This window comes from Mesorhizobium sp. WSM4906 (genome assembly GCF_029674625.1).
Classification (GTDB): domain Bacteria; phylum Pseudomonadota; class Alphaproteobacteria; order Rhizobiales; family Rhizobiaceae; genus Mesorhizobium.
The window spans coordinates 4,680,884-4,699,133 of the sequence record NZ_CP121355.1 but is presented as its reverse complement, the minus strand read 5'-3'; the positions used below and the strand labels follow the sequence as shown (position 1 = coordinate 4,699,133).

Annotated in this window: 21 protein-coding genes; 18 read left to right on the top strand and 3 right to left on the bottom strand. The window is 62.4% G+C overall.

Annotated features, from left to right (window positions below; translation table 11 throughout):
* Positions 1 to 9: 9 nt before the first annotated feature.
* Both QAZ22_RS22635 and QAZ22_RS22630 read left to right on the top strand, forming a co-directional pair.
* The gene (locus tag QAZ22_RS22635; RefSeq protein ID WP_278202919.1) at positions 10 to 1,476 is read left to right on the top strand and encodes a P-loop NTPase fold protein; all 1,467 of its coding nucleotides are present in this window, start codon (positions 10 to 12) and stop codon (positions 1,474 to 1,476) included.
* Between the two features lie 278 nt (positions 1,477 to 1,754).
* Positions 1,755 to 1,991: a DUF2188 domain-containing protein gene (locus QAZ22_RS22630; RefSeq protein ID WP_278202918.1), complete on the top strand. Its 237-nt coding sequence runs from the start codon at positions 1,755 to 1,757 to the stop codon at positions 1,989 to 1,991.
* Between the two features lie 178 nt (positions 1,992 to 2,169).
* On the opposite strand, the gene QAZ22_RS22625 is transcribed toward QAZ22_RS22630, so the two are convergent.
* A complete protein-coding gene (locus QAZ22_RS22625) occupies positions 2,170 to 2,823 on the bottom strand; it encodes a hypothetical protein (protein WP_278202917.1) in 654 nt (217 codons plus the stop codon).
* Between the two features lie 145 nt (positions 2,824 to 2,968).
* A complete protein-coding gene (locus QAZ22_RS22620) occupies positions 2,969 to 3,673 on the bottom strand; it encodes a helix-turn-helix domain-containing protein (protein WP_278202916.1) in 705 nt (234 codons plus the stop codon).
* 83 nt (positions 3,674 to 3,756) lie between these two features.
* Here QAZ22_RS22620 and QAZ22_RS22615 point away from each other — a divergent pair, with 83 nt between their 5' ends.
* The 5 genes from QAZ22_RS22615 to QAZ22_RS22595 are packed head-to-tail and all read left to right on the top strand — an operon-like array spanning position 3,757 to position 5,481.
* A complete protein-coding gene (locus tag QAZ22_RS22615; RefSeq protein ID WP_278202915.1) occupies positions 3,757 to 4,005 on the top strand; it encodes a Cro/CI family transcriptional regulator in 249 nt (82 codons plus the stop codon).
* On the top strand, positions 4,002 to 4,292 hold the full coding sequence (locus QAZ22_RS22610) for a hypothetical protein (RefSeq protein WP_278202914.1): 291 nt from the start codon (positions 4,002 to 4,004) through the stop codon (positions 4,290 to 4,292). The genes QAZ22_RS22615 and QAZ22_RS22610 overlap by 4 nt, the downstream gene beginning before the upstream one ends.
* A complete protein-coding gene (locus QAZ22_RS22605) occupies positions 4,270 to 4,566 on the top strand; it encodes a hypothetical protein (RefSeq protein WP_278202913.1) in 297 nt (98 codons plus the stop codon). The genes QAZ22_RS22610 and QAZ22_RS22605 overlap by 23 nt, the downstream gene beginning before the upstream one ends.
* Entirely contained in the window at positions 4,559 to 4,789 is a 231-nt protein-coding gene (locus tag QAZ22_RS22600; protein WP_278202912.1) for a hypothetical protein, read from the top strand. Before QAZ22_RS22605 ends, QAZ22_RS22600 begins: the two co-directional genes overlap by 8 nt.
* Entirely contained in the window at positions 4,786 to 5,481 is a 696-nt protein-coding gene (locus QAZ22_RS22595) for a DNA methyltransferase (protein WP_278202911.1), read from the top strand. Before QAZ22_RS22600 ends, QAZ22_RS22595 begins: the two co-directional genes overlap by 4 nt.
* 5 nt (positions 5,482 to 5,486) lie before the next feature.
* Here QAZ22_RS22595 and QAZ22_RS22590 read toward each other — a convergent pair whose 3' ends face one another.
* Positions 5,487 to 5,768, bottom strand: a complete 282-nt coding sequence (locus tag QAZ22_RS22590; RefSeq protein ID WP_278202910.1) for a DUF982 domain-containing protein — start codon at positions 5,766 to 5,768, stop codon at positions 5,487 to 5,489.
* A 140-nt stretch (positions 5,769 to 5,908) separates the two neighbouring features.
* Between QAZ22_RS22590 and QAZ22_RS22585 the strand changes: the two genes are divergently transcribed.
* The 11 genes from QAZ22_RS22585 to QAZ22_RS22535 all read left to right on the top strand — a co-directional run bounded on the left by QAZ22_RS22585 (position 5,909) and on the right by QAZ22_RS22535 (position 18,155).
* Positions 5,909 to 7,150 (top strand): P4 alpha zinc-binding domain-containing protein, encoded by a 1,242-nt coding sequence (locus tag QAZ22_RS22585; RefSeq protein WP_278202909.1) that lies wholly within the window; start codon positions 5,909 to 5,911, stop codon positions 7,148 to 7,150.
* 17 nt (positions 7,151 to 7,167) lie between these two features.
* Positions 7,168 to 8,892: a phage/plasmid primase, P4 family gene (locus QAZ22_RS22580; RefSeq protein WP_278202908.1), complete on the top strand. Its 1,725-nt coding sequence runs from the start codon at positions 7,168 to 7,170 to the stop codon at positions 8,890 to 8,892.
* Positions 8,893 to 9,205: 313 nt separating this feature from the next.
* Entirely contained in the window at positions 9,206 to 10,042 is an 837-nt protein-coding gene (locus tag QAZ22_RS22575; protein WP_278202907.1) for a hypothetical protein, read from the top strand.
* Between the two features lie 95 nt (positions 10,043 to 10,137).
* Complete coding sequence (locus QAZ22_RS22570; RefSeq protein WP_278202906.1) at positions 10,138 to 10,734, top strand: phage tail protein; 597 nt, start codon at positions 10,138 to 10,140, stop codon at positions 10,732 to 10,734.
* A gap of 152 nt (positions 10,735 to 10,886) precedes the next feature.
* Positions 10,887 to 11,474: a hypothetical protein gene (locus tag QAZ22_RS22565; RefSeq protein ID WP_278202905.1), complete on the top strand. Its 588-nt coding sequence runs from the start codon at positions 10,887 to 10,889 to the stop codon at positions 11,472 to 11,474.
* Positions 11,471 to 13,468, top strand: a complete 1,998-nt coding sequence (locus QAZ22_RS22560) for a terminase gpA endonuclease subunit (RefSeq protein ID WP_278202904.1) — start codon at positions 11,471 to 11,473, stop codon at positions 13,466 to 13,468. Before QAZ22_RS22565 ends, QAZ22_RS22560 begins: the two co-directional genes overlap by 4 nt.
* Positions 13,465 to 15,069, top strand: a complete 1,605-nt coding sequence (locus QAZ22_RS22555; protein WP_278202903.1) for a phage portal protein — start codon at positions 13,465 to 13,467, stop codon at positions 15,067 to 15,069. Before QAZ22_RS22560 ends, QAZ22_RS22555 begins: the two co-directional genes overlap by 4 nt.
* Entirely contained in the window at positions 15,069 to 15,341 is a 273-nt protein-coding gene (locus QAZ22_RS22550) for a hypothetical protein (protein ID WP_278202902.1), read from the top strand. The genes QAZ22_RS22555 and QAZ22_RS22550 overlap by 1 nt, the downstream gene beginning before the upstream one ends.
* Positions 15,342 to 15,348: 7 nt before the next feature.
* On the top strand, positions 15,349 to 16,662 hold the full coding sequence (locus QAZ22_RS22545; RefSeq protein ID WP_278202901.1) for a S49 family peptidase: 1,314 nt from the start codon (positions 15,349 to 15,351) through the stop codon (positions 16,660 to 16,662).
* Positions 16,663 to 16,665: 3 nt separating this feature from the next.
* A complete protein-coding gene (locus tag QAZ22_RS22540) occupies positions 16,666 to 17,055 on the top strand; it encodes a head decoration protein (RefSeq protein WP_278202900.1) in 390 nt (129 codons plus the stop codon).
* 83 nt (positions 17,056 to 17,138) lie between these two features.
* Positions 17,139 to 18,155 carry a major capsid protein gene (locus tag QAZ22_RS22535; protein ID WP_278202899.1) on the top strand — a complete coding sequence of 339 codons (1,017 nt, stop codon included), beginning with the start codon at positions 17,139 to 17,141 and terminating at the stop codon, positions 18,153 to 18,155.
* The last annotated feature ends 95 nt before the right edge of the window (positions 18,156 to 18,250 follow it).

Below are 18,250 nucleotides of genomic sequence, written 5' to 3'. Positions count from 1 at the left end.
CCGGTGTTGATGGACGATGCGAAACTTTATTATGGGGATGGCATGGCTGATTTGAACGAAATCTGGCGTAACGATCTTCTCAACCGTCGCGGCGATGCTGACTTTCTTGAAAGATTTATCGCCGGGCAGGTGCGGACCCGGCTCCAGGAAGGCGCTCGAGGTTCGTTTGCGATTAATATCGATGCGGATTGGGGAGCGGGGAAAACTTTCTTCGTGGACTGCTTTGCGAAACAACTTCAACTTTCCGGCCACGTTGTTGCGAGGGTCAATGCATGGCGGGATGACTACCTTGATGACCCGTTTGTGGCAGTACTCGCTGCAATCGACGAGGCGATAGCGCCTTTCATAAGCAAAGACAGTCCAATTCAGCGTGCGTGGAATGGCGTCAAGCAGGGTGCTATTCCAGTTCTTGGTAGAGTTGTATCCGGGGTCGCGAAGACTGCCGTCAGGAAATATGTTGGTCAGGAGATTGATGAACTTCTGAAGAATGAGCCCGCAATCTTGGGAGATACAGAGAACTCAACTCTGGTGCAAGAGCTTGTTAAGTCGGGCACTGAGAAGGTTACGATCGAAATCGAGAGCGTAATTGATCAGGGCACCCAAAAGGTGATCGATCAATTTAACCAGAAGCGCAAAGCCGCGGACGAATTCCAAACGCGTTTGACAAGTGCCGTCGCGGCAATAGGCCGTGACAGGCCGTTGCCTTTTTATGTCATCGTTGACGAGTTAGACCGGTGCCGACCCTCCTATGCTGTGGCATTGCTGGAGCGGATTAAACACTTGTTTGGCGCGCCGAACATCGCATTCGTGTTCGCGACAAATTCTGAACAACTCAGGCACAGCATAGCTGGAATGTACGGTGCCGGCTTCGACGGCTTCAAGTACCTAAAACGATTCTTTGAAAGCACTTACAAGTTGGCAGATCCTGACATATCAAATTTCGTTTCGGTTCACGCTCGACGGATCCTTGAGCGTGGATTGCGCGCACCGGGCGGCGATGTTGCGAAATTTCTGGAAGTGAGTTTCGTTGGCTGCCAGCTAAAAGCCAGAGATATAAAAAGGGTTCTTTCATTAATCGAGAACGCAGCTTTGGCATGGCCGCATAAGCAAGCAATTGACCTATGTCTGTTGTTGCCTTTAGGGATTGCATATTACAAGGAAGGGGATGCCAGCTGGCGTGGCGCCCTACAGGCTATACCTAGCAACCTTTCGATGTTTGTTGCAGGAAGTAATCGGTTTCGGGCATATGAGTTAAATATCGAAAACATACTGAAAAAGTTTGTAGAGGCAAATAGCAGTAAATCGTCGTTTAAGTCCCTGATGGAAAAAGAAAACAACGATATGGAAATTAGATATGTATTCGACATCGTTCATGGTGATTGGGAGCGTGTGATGAACGAGGGGAGACGAACGACGCACGATGACCTTGTAGCTCTAGTGGCGCATGCCGGTAACATCGCGCCGTCTAACGTTTGATGTCTACGGGGTACGTGTTCGCCCGCCCTGTCCACGAGTGGAGTGGGAGGGCAGTGCCTCGTTTGGCGCCAGACGGTGCAGCTCGTTTGGCGCAGTTCAACGGAGTCGAGGCGCCACTTGCATAGCGACTGTGCGGCCAGTTCTGTGGACGCGTATGCACAGTTTCGGTCACGTTGAGGTCCTGTAACTTAGCAGCCTCGGGACAGCGGCCATTGTGCCCGCCGCAATTGGCGTTTATATTGTTGCGTATAGTTTTGGGCAGTTCTGGGGAGGGTTCAATGGCAAAGCGAAGCGTCTTTCATTCATCGCCATCGAAGGACGGCTGGAAGGTAACTCAGAACGGCAAGACTATTTCAAACCATCAAACGCAAAAGGCATCCGAAACAGCGGCCATCAAGGCTGGGCACGCGGCTCGGAACGCTGGCGGCCTCGGCCAAGCGGTATTGCATAAATCGAATGGGCAGATCCGCGAGGAACGCACTTACGGTGCGGATCCGCGAAAGAGCAAGGGTTAACAAGGAGAGCGTCGATGACAGATAAACCTAAAATAGTTGGCACGAAGTCAATCACAATCGATCCCGCTCAGAAAAGTGCGATGCCCATTACGACAACACCGCACAGGCATGAACAAGCGTCGCAAAAGCCGCCTACCACAGGCTCCGGGAGCGGTGGAAACCCGCCCAAGGTTCGCCGTTAGCTTCGGCGTTTGGGATGAACCTTCCAGGAGATTTCCATCCGCTGAATTCGGTCTCGAGGGACATAAGTAATCGTCTCGAAGCCAGAATTAATACCCTGTTCAAATTCGGCTGATGTACCATCTGGTCTGTGGATGGTGGTCACATACAACGAGACACCGTCTTCATTCAGCACGACTCCCGGCAATGGACGATTGGCATCCAACTTAGGGAAATGGCTCTCTAAAACTTTACCGTCTTCCAAGTGGATATGAACGCAATCCCAAAGAGCAGAAGCTCCGGTAATTGAGTTCCACACACTTGGCTCGTGATCGTCCCGGTAGACGCCGTAATATTGCATGAATTGGCTGTAGAGCCGAGAAACATACAAGCGCCACATCATCGCGGCAAAGATGGCAGACGCCATGGTCGTAGCCGAGAGTGCAATGTCGTAATTGGTTCCATCTAAGCTCCATCCAAAACCCTGAATTCTCCAGAGTTCCGCCAGGATGAACGCGATCACTTTACCCACTGCACCGTAGGATAGAACCTTGAATAGAACATCCTCGGTGCTGTCAGTGCTGACTTTTCCTATTACGGACGTCTTGTAAGCGAAAAAGCCAGAAACCAGCACAATTTGGATGGTGAATGATAGGTTTAGTAATTCTGCCACCTAAGCCCCCCTCTTGCTGAGACTCACTATAGCTGGCTTTTTTCAAAAAGATGACGCCTTGCGAAGGCGCGCAGCTATGTTGGAGTGGCTGCGCCGGCGTCTGTTTCCGGCGTCTCTTCGGATCCGGGCAGTCAGGAGATACCGGTCACCGCGCGTTATATTTTCCCACCACCCGATGGCAGATCGGCCAATCCACTCGGCTCTCGCTAAACGTCTTCGCCGGCCGGTACTGCTCCAGCGTCCATTCGCGATCGTTCATGCCGACCAGGCGCTTGATGATGGCTTCCTCGTCACCGCGCTCCTTGGGCGGAGTGTGGAAGAACACGGCGTCGGAATCGCGCGCCGGCTGCAGATGCGGGTTCACCAGCGCGGTGTCGCCGGGCCAGTAGGCGGGGATCATGGATTCGCCGCGCACCAGGATGCCGTAGCCGCCGCGGACATTCTGCAGCACCGCCGGCCGCTTCACCCAGTCGATCGCCTCGAAGGTGACGATCATGTGGCCTTCGCCGCCCATCGCCGCGGCGTAGATCGGCAGATCGCGGCCGCCAACCAACTCGTCGCCGGGAATGATGGGCGTGCGTACCGCCCTCGGCTTCGGTTCGCGCACGACAGGCACGGGTGCCGCGCCTGAGGCATCGAGCAGCCAGGCGACATTCGTCTTGAGCAGTGCGGCGAGTTCAGGCAGCCGCTCCATCGAGGGGCGGGTCGTATCGGCCTCCCATTGCGTGACCGAGACACGCTTGATGCCGAAATGATCGGCGACGTCGTTTTGAGTCAGGTCGGCGGCCTCCCGCGCCTGGCGCAGGCGCTGGCCGAGGGTGGTCGAGTCGGTGCGTATCGTCGCGATCATGCCGCAGCATAGTAATTATTGCTTACTTTTTTGCAAGCGATTGCCTGTTGACATAGTAGGTAGGTAATACCTACCATCATGCCATGATCGAAATTGTCAGAATCGCAGCCGCCAGGGTTGGCGGATTGGGCGCGCTCGCCTCGCATCTGGGCATCCGCCACCAGGCCTTCTACTCCTGGAAGCGGGTGCCGGCCGAACGCGTGCTCGACATCGAGCGCGCCACCGGCATCTCGCGCCATGCGCAGCGCCCCGACCTCTTCGGTCCCGATATCCTTGCCGGTCCCGCACCCTCCCAAGCCGGGATCGGCAGCGGCGAGGAGGCGCCGCGATGAGCCGCGCCTCCTCGGTCAGAATGCCGGAAAATGGCAGGAAAAGCCGCCAGATGCCGGTCGATTTCACGCTCTTCGCGCTGTTCCTCGAAGCCAGGCGCATCCATCGCGGCAAGTCGCCGACGCGCGTGGCGAGGGAAGCCGATGTCGAGGTCGAGGCCGTTTTTCGCGCCGCCCGCGGTCGCGATCCGGGCGCCGACGAGTTCCTCGCGCTCTGCGCCTGGATCGGCGAGGAGCCGGCTTTGTTTATCAAGAAGGAGGTCAGGCATGGTCAGGCTCGCTGCCTATGACTATCACGAATTGGGCAAGCTCTTGCGGGTGAAGCTCGAGCAAGACGGTCGCGGTTGGCGGGTATGTGCCGTCGACATCGGGGTAAGCGCCTCCGACATTTCCCGCATCTGCAACGGCCAGAGCGTCTCGGCGCCCAAGGTCATTGCGGTGTGCGATTGGCTGAGGCTTTCCTTCCGCGCCTTCTACCTGCCGCCGCCCGCCACGCCGAGGCCGGACAGCGCCGGAATGTTTCACGGGAAGAGCACTGAAACGGAAAGGTCGGTCAATGTCTGAGAGGCTGGCAATCTTCGGTAGGCCGGAAGGCATCTGCCCGCGCAAGCTGTTCCGCCTGCCGCTGCCCATGCAGGCAGAAGGCGTTCGGCTGCTCTTCGAGATGGGGCAGAGCATGGCGCAGGTGAGGGGGCGCCTGGGCCTGTCGGCGCAACAAGTGCGGGCGCTGTTGAGCGCTGAAGGCAAGTTCATGCGCGGCGGCGAGGGGATCGGCCAGAACGAATGATCGAGCGCGAAGAGATCATAGGCAATTGTCGTTTGATCCTCGGCGACTGCTTGACGGTGATGCGTCAACTGCCAAATGTCGCCGGCGTTGTGACCGACCCGCCATATGGCATCAACTATGGCGGGCTTTTGAAAGGCAAAGGCGACGGGGCCGGCGGTTCGGACAAGAACGGCTGGAAATCCTACGGCGCGCCAGCGTGGGATCAGGAGCGGCCTGACCGTCGTACATTCGATGAAATTCGGAAGATCGCACCAAGGCAAATAATCTGGGGCGGCAATTACTTCACCGACTACCTACCGCCGACGATGCGTTGGCTAGTATGGGATAAAGGCCAAAGGGATTTCTCTTTGGCCGATTGTGAATTTGCTTGGGTCAATGAGAACAGGGCCGCTCGGATTTTCACCTACCCAAGAGCAAAGGCTTTGCAGGATGGCAAGGTTCACCCGACGCAGAAGCTGGTAGAGCTAATGGTCTGGTGCTTGAAGTTCCTGCCCGCTGGAACTGTGCTTGATCCTTTTATGGGGTCCGGAACCACAGGCGTAGCCTGCGTAAAGCAGGGGAGACCTTTTATCGGTATCGACATCGATGCAGGCTACTTCCAACTTGCCTGCGATCGTATCCGAAAAACCTACGCGCAGCCCGACATGTTCGTCGGCCGTCCTCCCGTGCCCCGGCAGGAGACGCTGTTTTGACCCGCTCAGCAGATTTCGAAAATCCCGCCTTTCCGCACGGCCTCGAGTTGTCGCGCTACCGCGATATGCGCCATCTTCGCCCAGCTTTCAAAGGCAGCTCTGGCATCTCGAACAGGCATGCGTCCATCATAAGCTGCGCAGCAAGCCTCGCTGGCGCTACGGTGCAACTTGCAACGCCATTGCAGCGGCCACTCCTCAAGAAATTCGATCGCGTCCATCGCGCAGCAGATTGTCCGCAAGCCAGATTCGTCGGCCACCAGGAGCGGTGGGTTAAAACGGTCAGCCATAGCCTCCTCCGCCCGGCCGCTTCGCCGCGGCCAGAAAGCAAAAATCCACCAATTGTCGAAGGGCGCCTGTGGCGCTGTGGTGAAGATATTGGAACGGCAGCCGATAGCGTCAAGACGTTGTCCGAACGGGAGCAGACTTGATGGAAGACGCCCTGGCTCTCTTTGTCGATGATGCGCGGGCTGTGCCGATCGGGGGTGCAGCCAAGAGGCTCGGTTTGAGGTTCAACGGGTGCCGACACGAGCATCCCCAACCGTGTCCGCATTGCGGCGGCACCGACACCTTCGCGTTCAACACCGCCAAGAACAAATGGAATTGCCGCGCCGGCGGCGCTGGCGGCAATGACGGCATCGGCATGGTGGCGCATTGCGAGGGCCTCGACCTGCACCGCCGCGCGCATTTTCTCGAAGCCTGCTCAATCGTTCTTGGCCGGTCGGTACCCGACGAGGCTAAGCAGGAGGGTGCGGAAGAACGTAGCCGAAGGCTGGAGCGTATCGAGCAGCGCCGGCGGGAGAACGAAACGCAGTCCGCTGGCAAATCAGGAACTCAGTTTCAGTTCCGCGAACGGGAGCGGCAAAAGGCTCGCGCGATCTACGACGCTGCCGCCCCTGTCGGTAGATACGGGCAGCCGGTGTCCGACTATCTTGCCGCGCGCGGATGCGGGGAAATCCGCTCGTCGCGGTGGCTTCGCTATGCGTCCGACCTTGTTTACTGGCACGGACAGGACGCGCGAGGGCGGCCGGTCGCCCTGCATGCCGGGCCCGCGATGATCGCGCCTTTGATCGATCGATCGCTTAACGCAATCGGCTGCCACATCACTTGGCTCGATCTGGCCTGCGCGCCAAAATTTCGGCCGCAGCTTTTCGATCCTGCCAGCGGCGAGCTGCTGCCGTCCAAGAAGATGCGTGGCTCGAAAAAGGGCGGATTGATCCCCCTGTTCGGCGACCCATCGGCGCGCAGATGGGTCGGCGGGGAAGGGATCGAGAATAGCGCCGCCTTTGCCTGCTGGGAAAACTGGCGACCGGACACGTTCTATTTTGCCGCCGGCGACCTCGGCAATCTGGCCGGGCCGGCTGACGCGGCCTCGCGCTTCGCGCATCCGACGCTGAAGAAGCCCGACGGCAAAGGCGTGCTGCGGCCGGTGATGGTGGCTGGGCCTGTACCTCGACCCGATCCTGATGCGGAAGACGCCATGTGGGTCGGCGATCATGTCGAGGAACTGGTGCTGCTCGCCGATGCCGATTCCGAGCGCGTGATGACGGCGGCCGCCATGGCCCGAGCCCGCGCCAGGCATGCCCGGCAGGGCAGGGCGATCCCGATCGTCTGGCCGCGCCCCGGCTGCGATTTCGCCTCGATGGCGGCGCAGGCAGCGAGGGTCGCGTGAGCCGAAAGAAATCCGCAATGCCCGAAGAGGTCGCCGCCGTACTAGCCGAAGCGACGCGGCAAGCCCGTGCCGCTGGGCTTGATACCGATGACGGCGAGCCGGGCACGGCGCCGCGCAAGGGCAGCAAGGTGGACCTGGAGGTCGTCAAGGCCTGCGCCGCGCTCGACCATTCCGACACTGACAACGCCGAAAGGTTGCTGGCCCATTTCGGCGAGGACCTTCTGGTGCGCGCGCAATCCAAGGCGCGGCGGGCGGCCTTTGCCGTCTGGACGGGCACGCATTGGGATATCGAGACCGGCGAGCCGCGCGCTTTGGCCATCGCCCAGAATGTCGGCGGCCGCATCGCGCTCGAGGTCGATTTTATCGAGCCGACCGAAGCGGAACAGCATGCGATCGAGAGCGGGCTGAAAGCCTGCAGGATCGCCGAGGAAGAGCGCACGCCCGCGCAAAAGCGTCTGGCGAAGCTTGCGGAAGCCGCGCAGGCGAATGTTGCCCGGCGGGTCAGCCGCCGCATGACCCATGCCGTGTCATCTAAGAACAAGGCCAAGCTCGAGGCCATGCTTGCCTGCGCGGCGCCGCATATCCAGCGCGGCCCCGACGAGTTCAACGCCGACCCGCTCAAGGTGGCGCTCGCAAGCCACACGCTCTGCTTCCGCCGCACCCGCAGGCGTGTCCGCAATCCCGCCTATGACGACCCCGACGACAATCGCGAGGACGTGCCCGAATTCATCGACGTCCCCGATGCCGAGCTGAAAGTGCTGGAAGGGCATCGCCGCCAGGACATGATCACGCAGCGCGTGCCTGTGGAATACGACCAGGAAGCGACATGCCCGAAATGGGATGAGTTCGTGCGCGACAAGCTGCCAATCGACGCCGTTCGCCGCATGGTCCAGGTAGCCTCCGGCCTAGGACTCGTCGGGCTGACGGTGCAAAAGCTGTTCTTCCACTACGGCAAGGGCGCCAACGGCAAATCCGTCTACATGGAAACGCTATGCCGGTTGCTGGGCGAGGTCGCGGTCACGCTGCCCTCGGAATCCTTCATCGGCGAAGGCAAGGCCGGCGGTGCCGCCAATCCCGACATGGCGCGGCTTTACGGCCGCCGTTTCCTGCGCGTGAAAGAGCTGCCCGAGGGCGAGGATCTGCGCGAGAACCTGGTCAAGGATCTGACCGGCGGCGAGCATTTCACCGTGCGCGACCTGTTCGAGGGATACTTCGATTTCCGGCCGGTCTTCACCGGCCATATGTCGGGCAACGGCTATCCGCGCATATCGGGCACGGACAACGGTATCTGGCGGCGCATGGCCGTCATCCACTGGTCGAAGATCATCGCCGAGGCCGACCAGCGCGAATTCGAGGAGGTGGTTTCGGAATTCGTTCCTGAATATCCGGGCATCCTGAACTGGCTGATCGAAGGCGTGCTGATCTTCCTACGCGAGGGGCTTATCATCCCCGATGCGGTGCGGCTGAAGACGCAGGAGTATCGCGACGAGATGGATCGCACGTCCGCCTTCTGCGCCCGTTGCGTGGTGCCCGATCCGGCGGCCGAGCTCACAGCCAAGCAGTTCTATCAGGCCTATGTCGATTTCACCGTCGACGAGGGCGGCAAGCCGATCTCGCTTACGGCGTTCGGTCTAATCATGAAGAAGAAATACGAGCGGGTGGATGGGCGCATCGTCATCTACCGCGGTGTACGCTTGGTCGACGTGCCAGCCTCGCGCATGCCCGATCAGGAGGGCAGATGAGCCCCGTACCCCCGAGACGACAGAGAGCCTGCGCGCTGACGACAGTTGCGGGAGTTTGCGATACCGGGGCGACACCCTGATTAGCGGCGGGAAGGCAAACAAAAACAATACATTGCGGGAGTTTGCACCAGTTTCTGCGCACGTAATGGGCGAAGAGCGGGACGAGGGGGAACGGAGCCATATGCAAAGCCTCCAAAAAACTGTCGCTGGTGTCGCGTCTTCGCCCAACCCTCTGGTATCGCTCGCCTCGAGCCTTGCTTGGACTACCGCCTGACTCTCTCAAAACCATCGCGAACTGCTGCAGGAATAAGAAATGAAGCCGGTAACGATTGATGAGCTGCTGACCTGGGCCTTCGTGCATGAATTGCCGAAAGGCGGCGGTGTGGAAGGGCTGGATAATCCGCACTCGGCCTGGCGGTCCTTGCAGGCCTCTTCCTGGGGCAAGATCACCGGCTTTGGCGAGCTTGGCGCGCTGATCGACGGCGGCCGCAAGGACTACGATAACTTTTGGCTCGAGCAGGGCGAGCCGCATGAGGATGCGGTGACTGTTGGCCGCGAAGTGGCAGCGTTGGCCGGGTGCGACGTCGTGATCCCGGCCGGGTGGAACGCTTTGGCCGATTGGCCGAATACGCATGGGCTGGCCGAACTCCATGTGGCGAGGGCAGTCGACCGCTATGGCAGACGGTCGCGCGAGCAGCGCGGCGACGGAATTGTCTCGCTGGTCGTCGGCACAGCGATCCTCGGGCGCGAACCGGACTGGACGGCAGAGCCGTCGAAGATCCGATTGGCTGAACGTGCCGGGCGGCCGGCATGGTTCGTCATGAAGCGGGTGACGGACGAGAACGGCCAGACCTTCGACGTGGAGGTGCACGGCTATGACGAACGCGCCAAGCGGCCGGTCAGCGGCGCCTATCGGAAGTACGAGTTCTCCACCGACCCGGGCGGCGACATTATGGGCAGGCTCGACTACCAGATCTGGGTCGCGGCGCTGCGCCAATTGGAAAGCGAGCTTGCCCCGCAGCTGACCGCGCATCGGCTGGTGTTTTCCGATCGCTCGATGACGCCCTGGCTGGATGAGGACAGGCCCGGGGTATGGCTCGCCGAGGGGGCCGGCTCGGGCCAGGTGAAAAAAACTGGCTCTGTCCGTTGACGCGCGGCAGAAACTTGACTTAGCCTGAACACGGTAAAAAAGAACTCGGCCCCGGCGCTCCTCGCGACCGGGGCTTTTCATTTCGGAGCGCGAGCGTGGACGGCCTGCTGACGATCAGGTGGGCCGACCTGTCCGGGCTGAAGCGGCTGGATAACGCGCTGGGCCGCCTGAGCGAGCTGCAACGCAGCGAAATCCTGCGGCGCGCCGTCAACCACGTCGGCGACAGGCTGCGCACTAAGCTGACGCGCACGCTGTCTAAGCAGACCGGGCTGCCTTATCGGACTATCCGCAGAGCCATCAAGGTCGAGCGACCCACTTACGGCAAGCTCGCCTACGCCATGCGCACGCAAGGCGGCGACGTCTCGCTCAAATACTTCAAGCCGCGCGAGACGCGGGCAGGGGTGACTGCCTCGCCCTTCGGGGCACGCCGGCTATTAGCTGGCGACTTCACGAAGGCTGGTCGGTTTCCAAACCGCGTCACAGCAATGGGCTTAGGCGGTCACGTCTACGCCCCTGACCGGTCATCGACCAGGTGGGGCAGGCTCGTCTCGTTCGTCGATTCAGGCGTGATCATCCCCGCCGAAATGGTCAAGGGCGACACTGCCCAGGAATTCACCGAGTTCGCCAACCGCGAGCTGCTGCCGAGGGTCGTGCATGAGATCACCTTCATGCTCCCCGGCTTCTTCGACTGACCGGGCTAGCGGCCCAGCATAATCCTCAACCATTAGGGACCGTACGCCAACCCCGAGGCAGACGGGCAGACCGGCCCCCGAATTTCCGCCAGTCGCACCGTTGAAAAAGTTGGGTTGTCAGGGTTGTCAGCGGCCTGAAGGAAGTTGTCAGAATGCCGCCCGAAGAAACCGTAATGGCGACGCCGGCCGACGTCGCGGCGCGAGACGGCGTCACGAAGCAGGCCGTAACCAAACTGGTGCGGCGACTGGTTGATGAGCACGACCTTCCCGTCGAGCGTGACGCGCGCGACCGGATCGTGCGCTTCTCGCTGGCGCACTACGATCACTACCGCGGCGAGTTCGCGAGTTCCGAGAAGGTAGCGGCGGCGCGCAAGGATGCGGCGTCAACTCCGCCCGCCAATTCCAGCACCTCGCGCGACGAAGCGCTTCGGCAGGAAGCCTGGCTGAAGGTCGGGCGCGAGAAGCTGCGCCGCCAAGAGCATATCGGGCAGCTCGTGCGCGCCGATCGCATGCGCGAGGCTTTGACCGTCTGCGGTCGCGAGATCCAGTCGAGCATCGCCCGGCTGCAGAACAAGGCCGACGATATGGCGCTCGCCGTCTCGCGAGAGGGCTCTCACGGGCTGCGCGTCTTATTGCGACAGATCGCTTTCGACCTCAACACCGAGATCGCAGATCGCCTCGCAGGCATCGTCGCGACAGCGGCCGAGCACGACGAGGCGCTCGAGGACGAAGAGCTTTGAGCATCCATGTCGGCCCCGGCCACCCCGGAGCGCTACGCCTTGCCGGTATGGCGTTGGCGGATGCCATCAGGCCGCGCCCGCCGGCCCGGTTTCGCGAGTGGCTGCCGCAGAACATCGTCCTGGTCGACGGGCCGAAGAAGGGAGAGCTCTGGACGCTCGACGACGCGCCATATCTTGGCGAGATCGCCGACTGCCTCAGCATCGAGCATCCCTGCAACCTGGTCACGGTGCGCAAGTCCCAGCAGACCGGCGTGTCGATCCTGGCGCTGGCCTGGGCGCTCTACATCGCCGACACAGCGCCGGACAACACGATCTATGGCCTGCCGTCGATCGATTTCCTGCAGGACATGAATAGCCAGAAGCTGCAGCCGCTGATCGAGGCCTGGCAGAAGGAGACCGGCAAGCAGGTCATCTTCCCCTCGGTGAGCCGGTCCGGCGCTGGCTCCACCATCTACGAGAAGCGTTTCGCCGGCGGATCGCTGATGCTGGCCAATGCCAACGTGGCGACGGACCTGTCTGGCAAGACGACGCGTTACGGGGTCAAGGACGAGGTCTCGAAGTGGCAGACCCACGTCAACGGCGACGATCCTGAAACGCTGTTCTTCGGCCGCTTCACCGCCTTCCGGCGCACGAAGTCGTACAAGATCTTCGAGCTGTCGACGCCGGAGATCGACACCGGCGACGAGCTCGGCGACGCGCAGGGGCACTGCCGCCTCGACCGATCCTTCAAGCGCTCGGACCAGCGCTTCTGGAACATCGCCTGCGTCGAATGCGGCGGCGAGTTCGTCCAGTCGCACGAGGGCTTCCACCTCGACCGGCAGCACCCGCACAAGAGCTTCTACGTCTGCCCGCATTGCGGACATATCGTCAGCGAGACGGAGCGGGTCGTCGGCGTCCGCAACGGACGCTACGTCGCGACACTGACCGGCCCAGACCGCCATCCCGGCTTCCACGTCGATGCCTTCATCTCGCTGATGATGAGCTACGAGGCGATCGCGGAAGACGTGCTCAACCAGGCCAAGCCCGGCGGTCTCGGCGAAAAGGGCATCTTCAACCTGGTGTACGGCCTTCCCGCCAAGGTGAAGGGCAACGCGCCGGAATACGAGCGGCTGATGGAGCGCCGCGAGCCCTTCGCGGAGATGAAGATCCCCGCGGACGGCCTCATCCTCGTCGCCGGCGCCGACGTCCAGCACAACGGCATCTGGGGCGTCGTCGTCGCCTTCGGCGAGGACCGGCAGAGCTGGGTTCTGGGCGTCCGCTTCTTCGAAGGAGCGACGGACAACGCCGGCGAAGGCGCCTGGACGAAGCTCGACGAGTTCTTCGCCAGGCCGCTCGAAGATGCCTTTGGCGGGCAGCGCAAGATCGAGGCGCTGGCGGTGGACGGCGGCGACGGCGGCCGCACCAACCAGGTGCTGGAATGGTGCCGGCGCCGCGCCAACGCCTATGCCGTCAAGGGCGTCGGCGGCCGCGGCGTTCCGGCGATCAGCGTGCCGGCGAAGAAGTCGGTCACCAAGCGCGGCAAGCGCAAGCGTTTCGGCAGCGCCATGCTGTGGCCGGTCGGCACCTGGGGCTTGAAGTCGGAGCTGTTCGCCAACCTGCACAAGCTCGGTCTGCGCTCCGGCGAACCGGCAGACCCGCCCGGCTATGTGCATTTCGGCGATTTCCTGCCGAAGGAGTATTTCCTCCAGCTCACGGCCGAGGCGTTCGTCGCCGAGGTCGTGCGCGGCAAGTTCCATGAGGAATGGAAGCGCCTGCGGCCGGACAATCACTGCCTCGACGCCCATGTCTACGCGATGGCCATGGCCGAGATGCTCGGCCTGTCCACCAAACGGGCCGACGACTGGTCGGCGTTGCGGCAGCGTCTGCAGCCGGCATCCGAGCCCGACCTGCTCAATGGCCTGCGCCTCGCTGGCCCCGCAGCGCCGGCGCCGGCCAAGACGACGAATGACGAGGCCTCGCAAGCTCGCCGCCAGAAATGGAAAAACCGCAGATGAAATTGCTGGACAGGATATTCGGCAGGGGAGGCGCGTCCGCTCCGCGCCCATCTCCGCAAGCCGGATATCTGCGCGACAGCCGATCGAGGATCCTGTCGACGCGGGGCACGGCGCTGCGCGATCATCGCGACGACGTGCGCATCGCCTGGCGGCGCGCCGCCGGCCTTGCGATGGACATCATCCAGAATTCCGGCCGGCTGCGCGGCGCTGTCGACCAGGTCATCGCCGACACCGTCGGGGTCGAGCTGATTCTCAACCCGGCGCCTGACCTCGTGGCTCTCGGCTACGACAAGCAGGAAACGGACGGGTTCATCAAGCTCCTGAAGGCCGCGTGGAAGCACTGGGCTTGGAACGCGCGCGAATGCGACCTCAAGGGCAAGTTCATCGTGCCGCAAAAGGTCGACATCGCGTTGCGCCACGATGTCGTTTATGGCGAGGCCCTGGCGCTTATGGACTACATGTCCGTCGCCGAACGCCGCCGCTACGGCATCGTGTCCGGCACCAAGATGTGCCTGACCACGCCGACCGCGCTTGTGCAGGACACCAGCGAGATCGAGGGCCTCTATCAGGGCGTCTTCCATGACCCGAACGGCCGCCCGGTTGCGTATCGGCTCCGCGAGAAGGAAACAGGGCTTCAGGTCAAGCGTGACCATCGTGCCTATGACGGCGAGGGCCGGCAGATGGTCGCCCATGTCTTTGATCCGATGGACAGCAACGACGTCCGCGGCATCTCGAGACTGGTGACCGCGTTCCGCGACTATCTGCAATGGGAAACCCTGGTCGACGTGACGATCCAGACCGGCATCCTGCAGACGGTCTTTGCCCAGGTGCTGACCAGCGAGCGGCCGTCGGCCGAGGCCTTCGAAGGGTTGGAAGCGCTGGGCGAGAGCCAGGACGGCAAGGCGCTTCGCGACGAGTTCCGCGACTATTTCCTCGCCGTCATGGACAAGGCGGCGGAAAGCGAGATCTCGGTCGGCACCGACCCGAAGCTGTCGCACCTGGCACCCGGCGAGAAGCTGGAATTGATGTCGACCGGCATTCCCGGGCCGCAATTCCTGCCCGTGTCGACCGAGCTGCAGCGCGGCATGGCGCGCGCCATCGGCATCAGCGTCGCCAGCTACACCATGAATTACGAGGGCGCGACCTATTCCTCGACCCGGATGGAGGGCGCATCGCTTTATCCGGTGGTCACCCGCCGCCGTGAGCGCATCGCCTCGCCGATCTGCCAACTACCCTACGAGCATCTCGTCGACGAGCTGATCGGCACCGGCCGCTTGCCCTTCAAGGGCGGCTATGAGGCCTTCAAGGCCAATCGCGACAAGGTGCTGTGGGCCAACTGGCAGGGGCCGGCCAAGGCCACCGCCGACGACCAGAAGAGCGCCAAGGCCGCGACCGAGCGGCTGCTCAACGGCACCTCGACGCCGGACATGGAATGCGCCGATATCGGGGTCGACGCGGAGGAAGTCTTCGAGCGCCGGCTCTACTGGCACAAGCGCTATCTCGCCGCGGGTATGCCGTCGCCCTTCGTCCGAAATGCCGGCGATCCGAAGGATGATGTCATCCCCGCGGAAAAGGCGCCGAAGAAGAAGGAAGACGCCTGATGCCGACCCTCGTCAGCATCAACGGCGTCGCCGTCGACGCGGAGGATCCGTGCGCGCTCTACCAGGCGCTCTATGCGGTGAAGCTGCGCATCCTCGCCGGCGAGCATGTCGAGGAACTGCAAATCCAGTCGCCGGTTACGCGTGAACTGATGCGGTTTTCATCGGCGAACCTGAAATCGCTCGATGCCGAGCTGATGCGCCTCGCTGCCGCCTGCTCGGCCAAAAACGGCCAGCGCACCCACTACGCGAAGCGCATCCGCTTCACCTGCTGAGGTTGTCATGACATCGCTGATCCACATCGCCGACCGGGTGCTCAACCGGCCGCTGCTGATCACGCGCGACAAGGCCGAGGTGGTTCTTTCGGTTCTCGCCGGAAGGATCGGCGTCAACGCGCCCGAGGCCTCCCGCTTCGAAGGCTCATCCGTCGTCGAAGACGAGAACGGCGCGCGCCGTGCGGTTCCCTATCGGGTGACGCGGGAAGGCGTAGGCATCATCACCATCACCGGCTCGCTGGTGAACCGCGGCGCTTGGGTCGGCGCCAGTTCCGGCCTGACCTCCTACGAGGGCATCGGTTTTCAGCTCAAGTCGGCGGCCGCCGATCCCGCAGTCAAGTCTGTCATTCTTGATCTGCACTCTCCCGGCGGCGAAGCCGTGGGCGCCTTCGAAACGGCCGCCCTTGTCCGCGATCTCGCCGCGAGGAAGCAAACGGTCGCCGTCGTCAACGGCATGGCGGCCTCGGCCATGTATGCCATCGGTTCGGGCGCCACCGAGATCGTCACCACGGAAACCGGCATTTCCGGCTCGATCGGCGTCGTTCTGCTGCATGCCGATTTCAGCCGCCAGTTGGATCGCGAAGGCGTCACGCCGACGCTGATCCATGCCGGCGCCCACAAGGTCGACGGCAATCCCTTCGAGCCGCTGTCCGATGCGGTGCGCGAGGATCTGCAGGCCGAGGTCGACGCCTTCTACGAGAGTTTCCTGGCCACCGTCGCCAAGGGGCGCGGCAAGCGGCTCACCGTCGATGCCGCCCGCAAAACGGAAGCCCGCACCTTCATCGGCCAGGCGGCCGTGGATGCCGGCATCGCCGACCGTGTCGGCTCATTCGAATCGGTCCTCGCGGACCTGACCCGCGCCCCTGGGCGCTCCACCTCGCAAACAAGGAGAACTTCCATGAGCGAGAAAACCGGCGCGCCCGCAGCCGAAGATGATGCGGGCATTCCGAAGGCCGATCACGACGCGGTGGTGAAAGCCGCGCGCGCCGAGGGTCGCGCCGAAGGCGAGGCCGCTGGCGCAAAGGCAGCCAACGACCGCCTGGTCGCGGCGCTCTCGGCCGAGGGCGTCAAGGGCGACGCGGCCCGCATGACGGCGGCGCTCGACTTGGCGCAGAAGTCGCCCGGCATGTCGGGCGAGGACGTCGCCGCCTTCGTCTCGGCGAATGTCCAGCCCGCCAAGCCTGCCGCCGCCTCCTACGAGGATCGCCGGCTGGCGGCGGCTGGACTCGCCCAGCCGGGCCGCTCCGAGCAGCGGAGCGACAAGCGCGCAAGTCTCAACCCGGACGCGATCTACAAGTCGCGCGCCAAGCAGGAGGGCTGATCCATGCTGGACATCAAGACCATAGGCCCGCGCAATCTGGCCTTCGTCCTTTCCGAGCAGGAAGGGAACGGCGAAATCTCGCGCGAGGTCGTCACGATTCTTTCCGGCGCCGGCAAGCTCGAACCGGGCTCGGTGCTCGGCCAGGTCACGGCTTCCAAGAAGTACATCCTGTCGCCGAATGCCCAGGTGGTCGGCAAGGAAGGCGCGGAGACGGCCTCGGCCATCCTCGCCTACGAGGTGGACGCGACCAGCGCCGATGTCGACGCCGTCGTCATCAAACGGATCGCCGCCGTGAAGAAGTCGATGCTGATCTACGACGCATCCGTCAACGACGACACCAAGAAGGCCGCGAAGCTCGCGCAGCTCGTCGCCGTCGACATCATCGCTCGCTGAGCATCGCGCTCGGCTTCAACGCAACCGCATTCTTGCGAACACCAGGCCCGCAAGCCCGGCCGCAAATGCTTCAGGAGGCCTAAATGGCTGGAGAAATGGCAGACATCTGGGACGGTGATGGCTTCACCGTCGAATCGCTCACGGCGGCGATCAACAACGAGCCGTATCGCCCGGGGCAGGTCTCGGCGTCCGGCATCTTCGAGGAAGACGGCGTCACCACGACCCGCATTTCGATCGAGCAGCGCGACGGCAAGCTCTCGCTGGTCGAGCCGACGAAGCGCGGTGCCGCCGGCGAGACCGTCGGCGACGACGACCGCTCGCTGGTCCCGTTCGACATCGACCACTTCCAGCGTGACGATTCCGTCCTGGCCGACGAGGTGCAGAACGTTCGTCAGTTCGGCACGACCGATCAGCTCGAGACGATCGAGCGGCGCGTCGTGAGGAAGGGCGCCCGTCATGCCCAGGACCTGACGATGACGCTGGAGCATCTGCGTGTCGGCGCCCTGAAAGGCATCGTCACCTCGAAGAGCGGCAAGACGCTTATCGATCTCTACAATCGCTTCGGCATCGCCGTGCCGGCGCCGGTCTCGCTCGAACTCGATGTCGAAACGACTAAGGTGGGGCTGCTCTGGCAGGACGTCATCTATTCGATCGAGGACGATCTCGACGAGCCCTATAGCGGCATCCATGTCTTCACCGGACGCGATTTTCACAAGGCCTTGTGGACCCACAAGGCGGTCACCGACACGTTCCTGTACAACGCCGGAGCATCCGTGCTCCGCCAGGACGTACCCGACGTCTTCCAGTTCGGCAGCGCGACCTGGGAGCGCTACAAGACCGGCGCAAAAGCCACGATCGATCTCGGCGCGCCTTACATCGCGGCCAACGAGGCCCGTGTGGTCGTGAAGGGTGTCCCCGAACTCTTCATCACCCGCTTCGCGCCGGCGGACTATGAGGAGACGGTCAACACGATCGGCCTGCCCCTCTACATGAAGCAGGAGCCCAAGCGCTTCAACAAGGGCCGCGACATCCAGGTGCAGATGAACCCTATCAATATCTGCACTAAGCCGAAGGTGCTGCGCAAGCTGACGCTGACCTGACCGGTCCGGCCGAAACGGAAACCGGCGCCTTATCGGCGCCGGCTCCCGTCCGGCGAGTCCTCTCGGGAGGGCTTCCCAGACAGGAGCAGGAGAAC

What these genes read in the sequence shown, in the direction of transcription:
- QAZ22_RS22550 (WP_278202902.1), top strand. Translation starts at nt 15,069, where the DNA reads ATGCCGACCCTCGTCAGCATCAACGGCGTCGCCGTCGACGCGGAGGAT.
- QAZ22_RS22535 (WP_278202899.1), top strand. Translation starts at nt 17,139, where the DNA reads ATGGCTGGAGAAATGGCAGACATCTGGGACGGTGATGGCTTCACCGTC.
- QAZ22_RS22595 (WP_278202911.1), top strand. Translation starts at nt 4,786, where the DNA reads ATGATCGAGCGCGAAGAGATCATAGGCAATTGTCGTTTGATCCTCGGC.
- QAZ22_RS22610 (WP_278202914.1), top strand. Translation starts at nt 4,002, where the DNA reads ATGAGCCGCGCCTCCTCGGTCAGAATGCCGGAAAATGGCAGGAAAAGC.
- QAZ22_RS22585 (WP_278202909.1), top strand. Translation starts at nt 5,909, where the DNA reads ATGGAAGACGCCCTGGCTCTCTTTGTCGATGATGCGCGGGCTGTGCCG.
- QAZ22_RS22545 (WP_278202901.1), top strand. Translation starts at nt 15,349, where the DNA reads ATGACATCGCTGATCCACATCGCCGACCGGGTGCTCAACCGGCCGCTG.
- QAZ22_RS22605 (WP_278202913.1), top strand. Translation starts at nt 4,270, where the DNA reads ATGGTCAGGCTCGCTGCCTATGACTATCACGAATTGGGCAAGCTCTTG.
- QAZ22_RS22615 (WP_278202915.1), top strand. Translation starts at nt 3,757, where the DNA reads ATGATCGAAATTGTCAGAATCGCAGCCGCCAGGGTTGGCGGATTGGGC.
- QAZ22_RS22600 (WP_278202912.1), top strand. Translation starts at nt 4,559, where the DNA reads ATGTCTGAGAGGCTGGCAATCTTCGGTAGGCCGGAAGGCATCTGCCCG.
- QAZ22_RS22565 (WP_278202905.1), top strand. Translation starts at nt 10,887, where the DNA reads ATGCCGCCCGAAGAAACCGTAATGGCGACGCCGGCCGACGTCGCGGCG.
- QAZ22_RS22555 (WP_278202903.1), top strand. Translation starts at nt 13,465, where the DNA reads ATGAAATTGCTGGACAGGATATTCGGCAGGGGAGGCGCGTCCGCTCCG.
- QAZ22_RS22575 (WP_278202907.1), top strand. Translation starts at nt 9,206, where the DNA reads ATGAAGCCGGTAACGATTGATGAGCTGCTGACCTGGGCCTTCGTGCAT.
- QAZ22_RS22590 (WP_278202910.1), bottom strand. Translation starts at nt 5,768, where the DNA reads ATGGCTGACCGTTTTAACCCACCGCTCCTGGTGGCCGACGAATCTGGC.
- QAZ22_RS22635 (WP_278202919.1), top strand. Translation starts at nt 10, where the DNA reads ATGGACGATGCGAAACTTTATTATGGGGATGGCATGGCTGATTTGAAC.
- QAZ22_RS22620 (WP_278202916.1), bottom strand. Translation starts at nt 3,673, where the DNA reads ATGATCGCGACGATACGCACCGACTCGACCACCCTCGGCCAGCGCCTG.
- QAZ22_RS22630 (WP_278202918.1), top strand. Translation starts at nt 1,755, where the DNA reads ATGGCAAAGCGAAGCGTCTTTCATTCATCGCCATCGAAGGACGGCTGG.
- QAZ22_RS22540 (WP_278202900.1), top strand. Translation starts at nt 16,666, where the DNA reads ATGCTGGACATCAAGACCATAGGCCCGCGCAATCTGGCCTTCGTCCTT.
- QAZ22_RS22580 (WP_278202908.1), top strand. Translation starts at nt 7,168, where the DNA reads ATGCCCGAAGAGGTCGCCGCCGTACTAGCCGAAGCGACGCGGCAAGCC.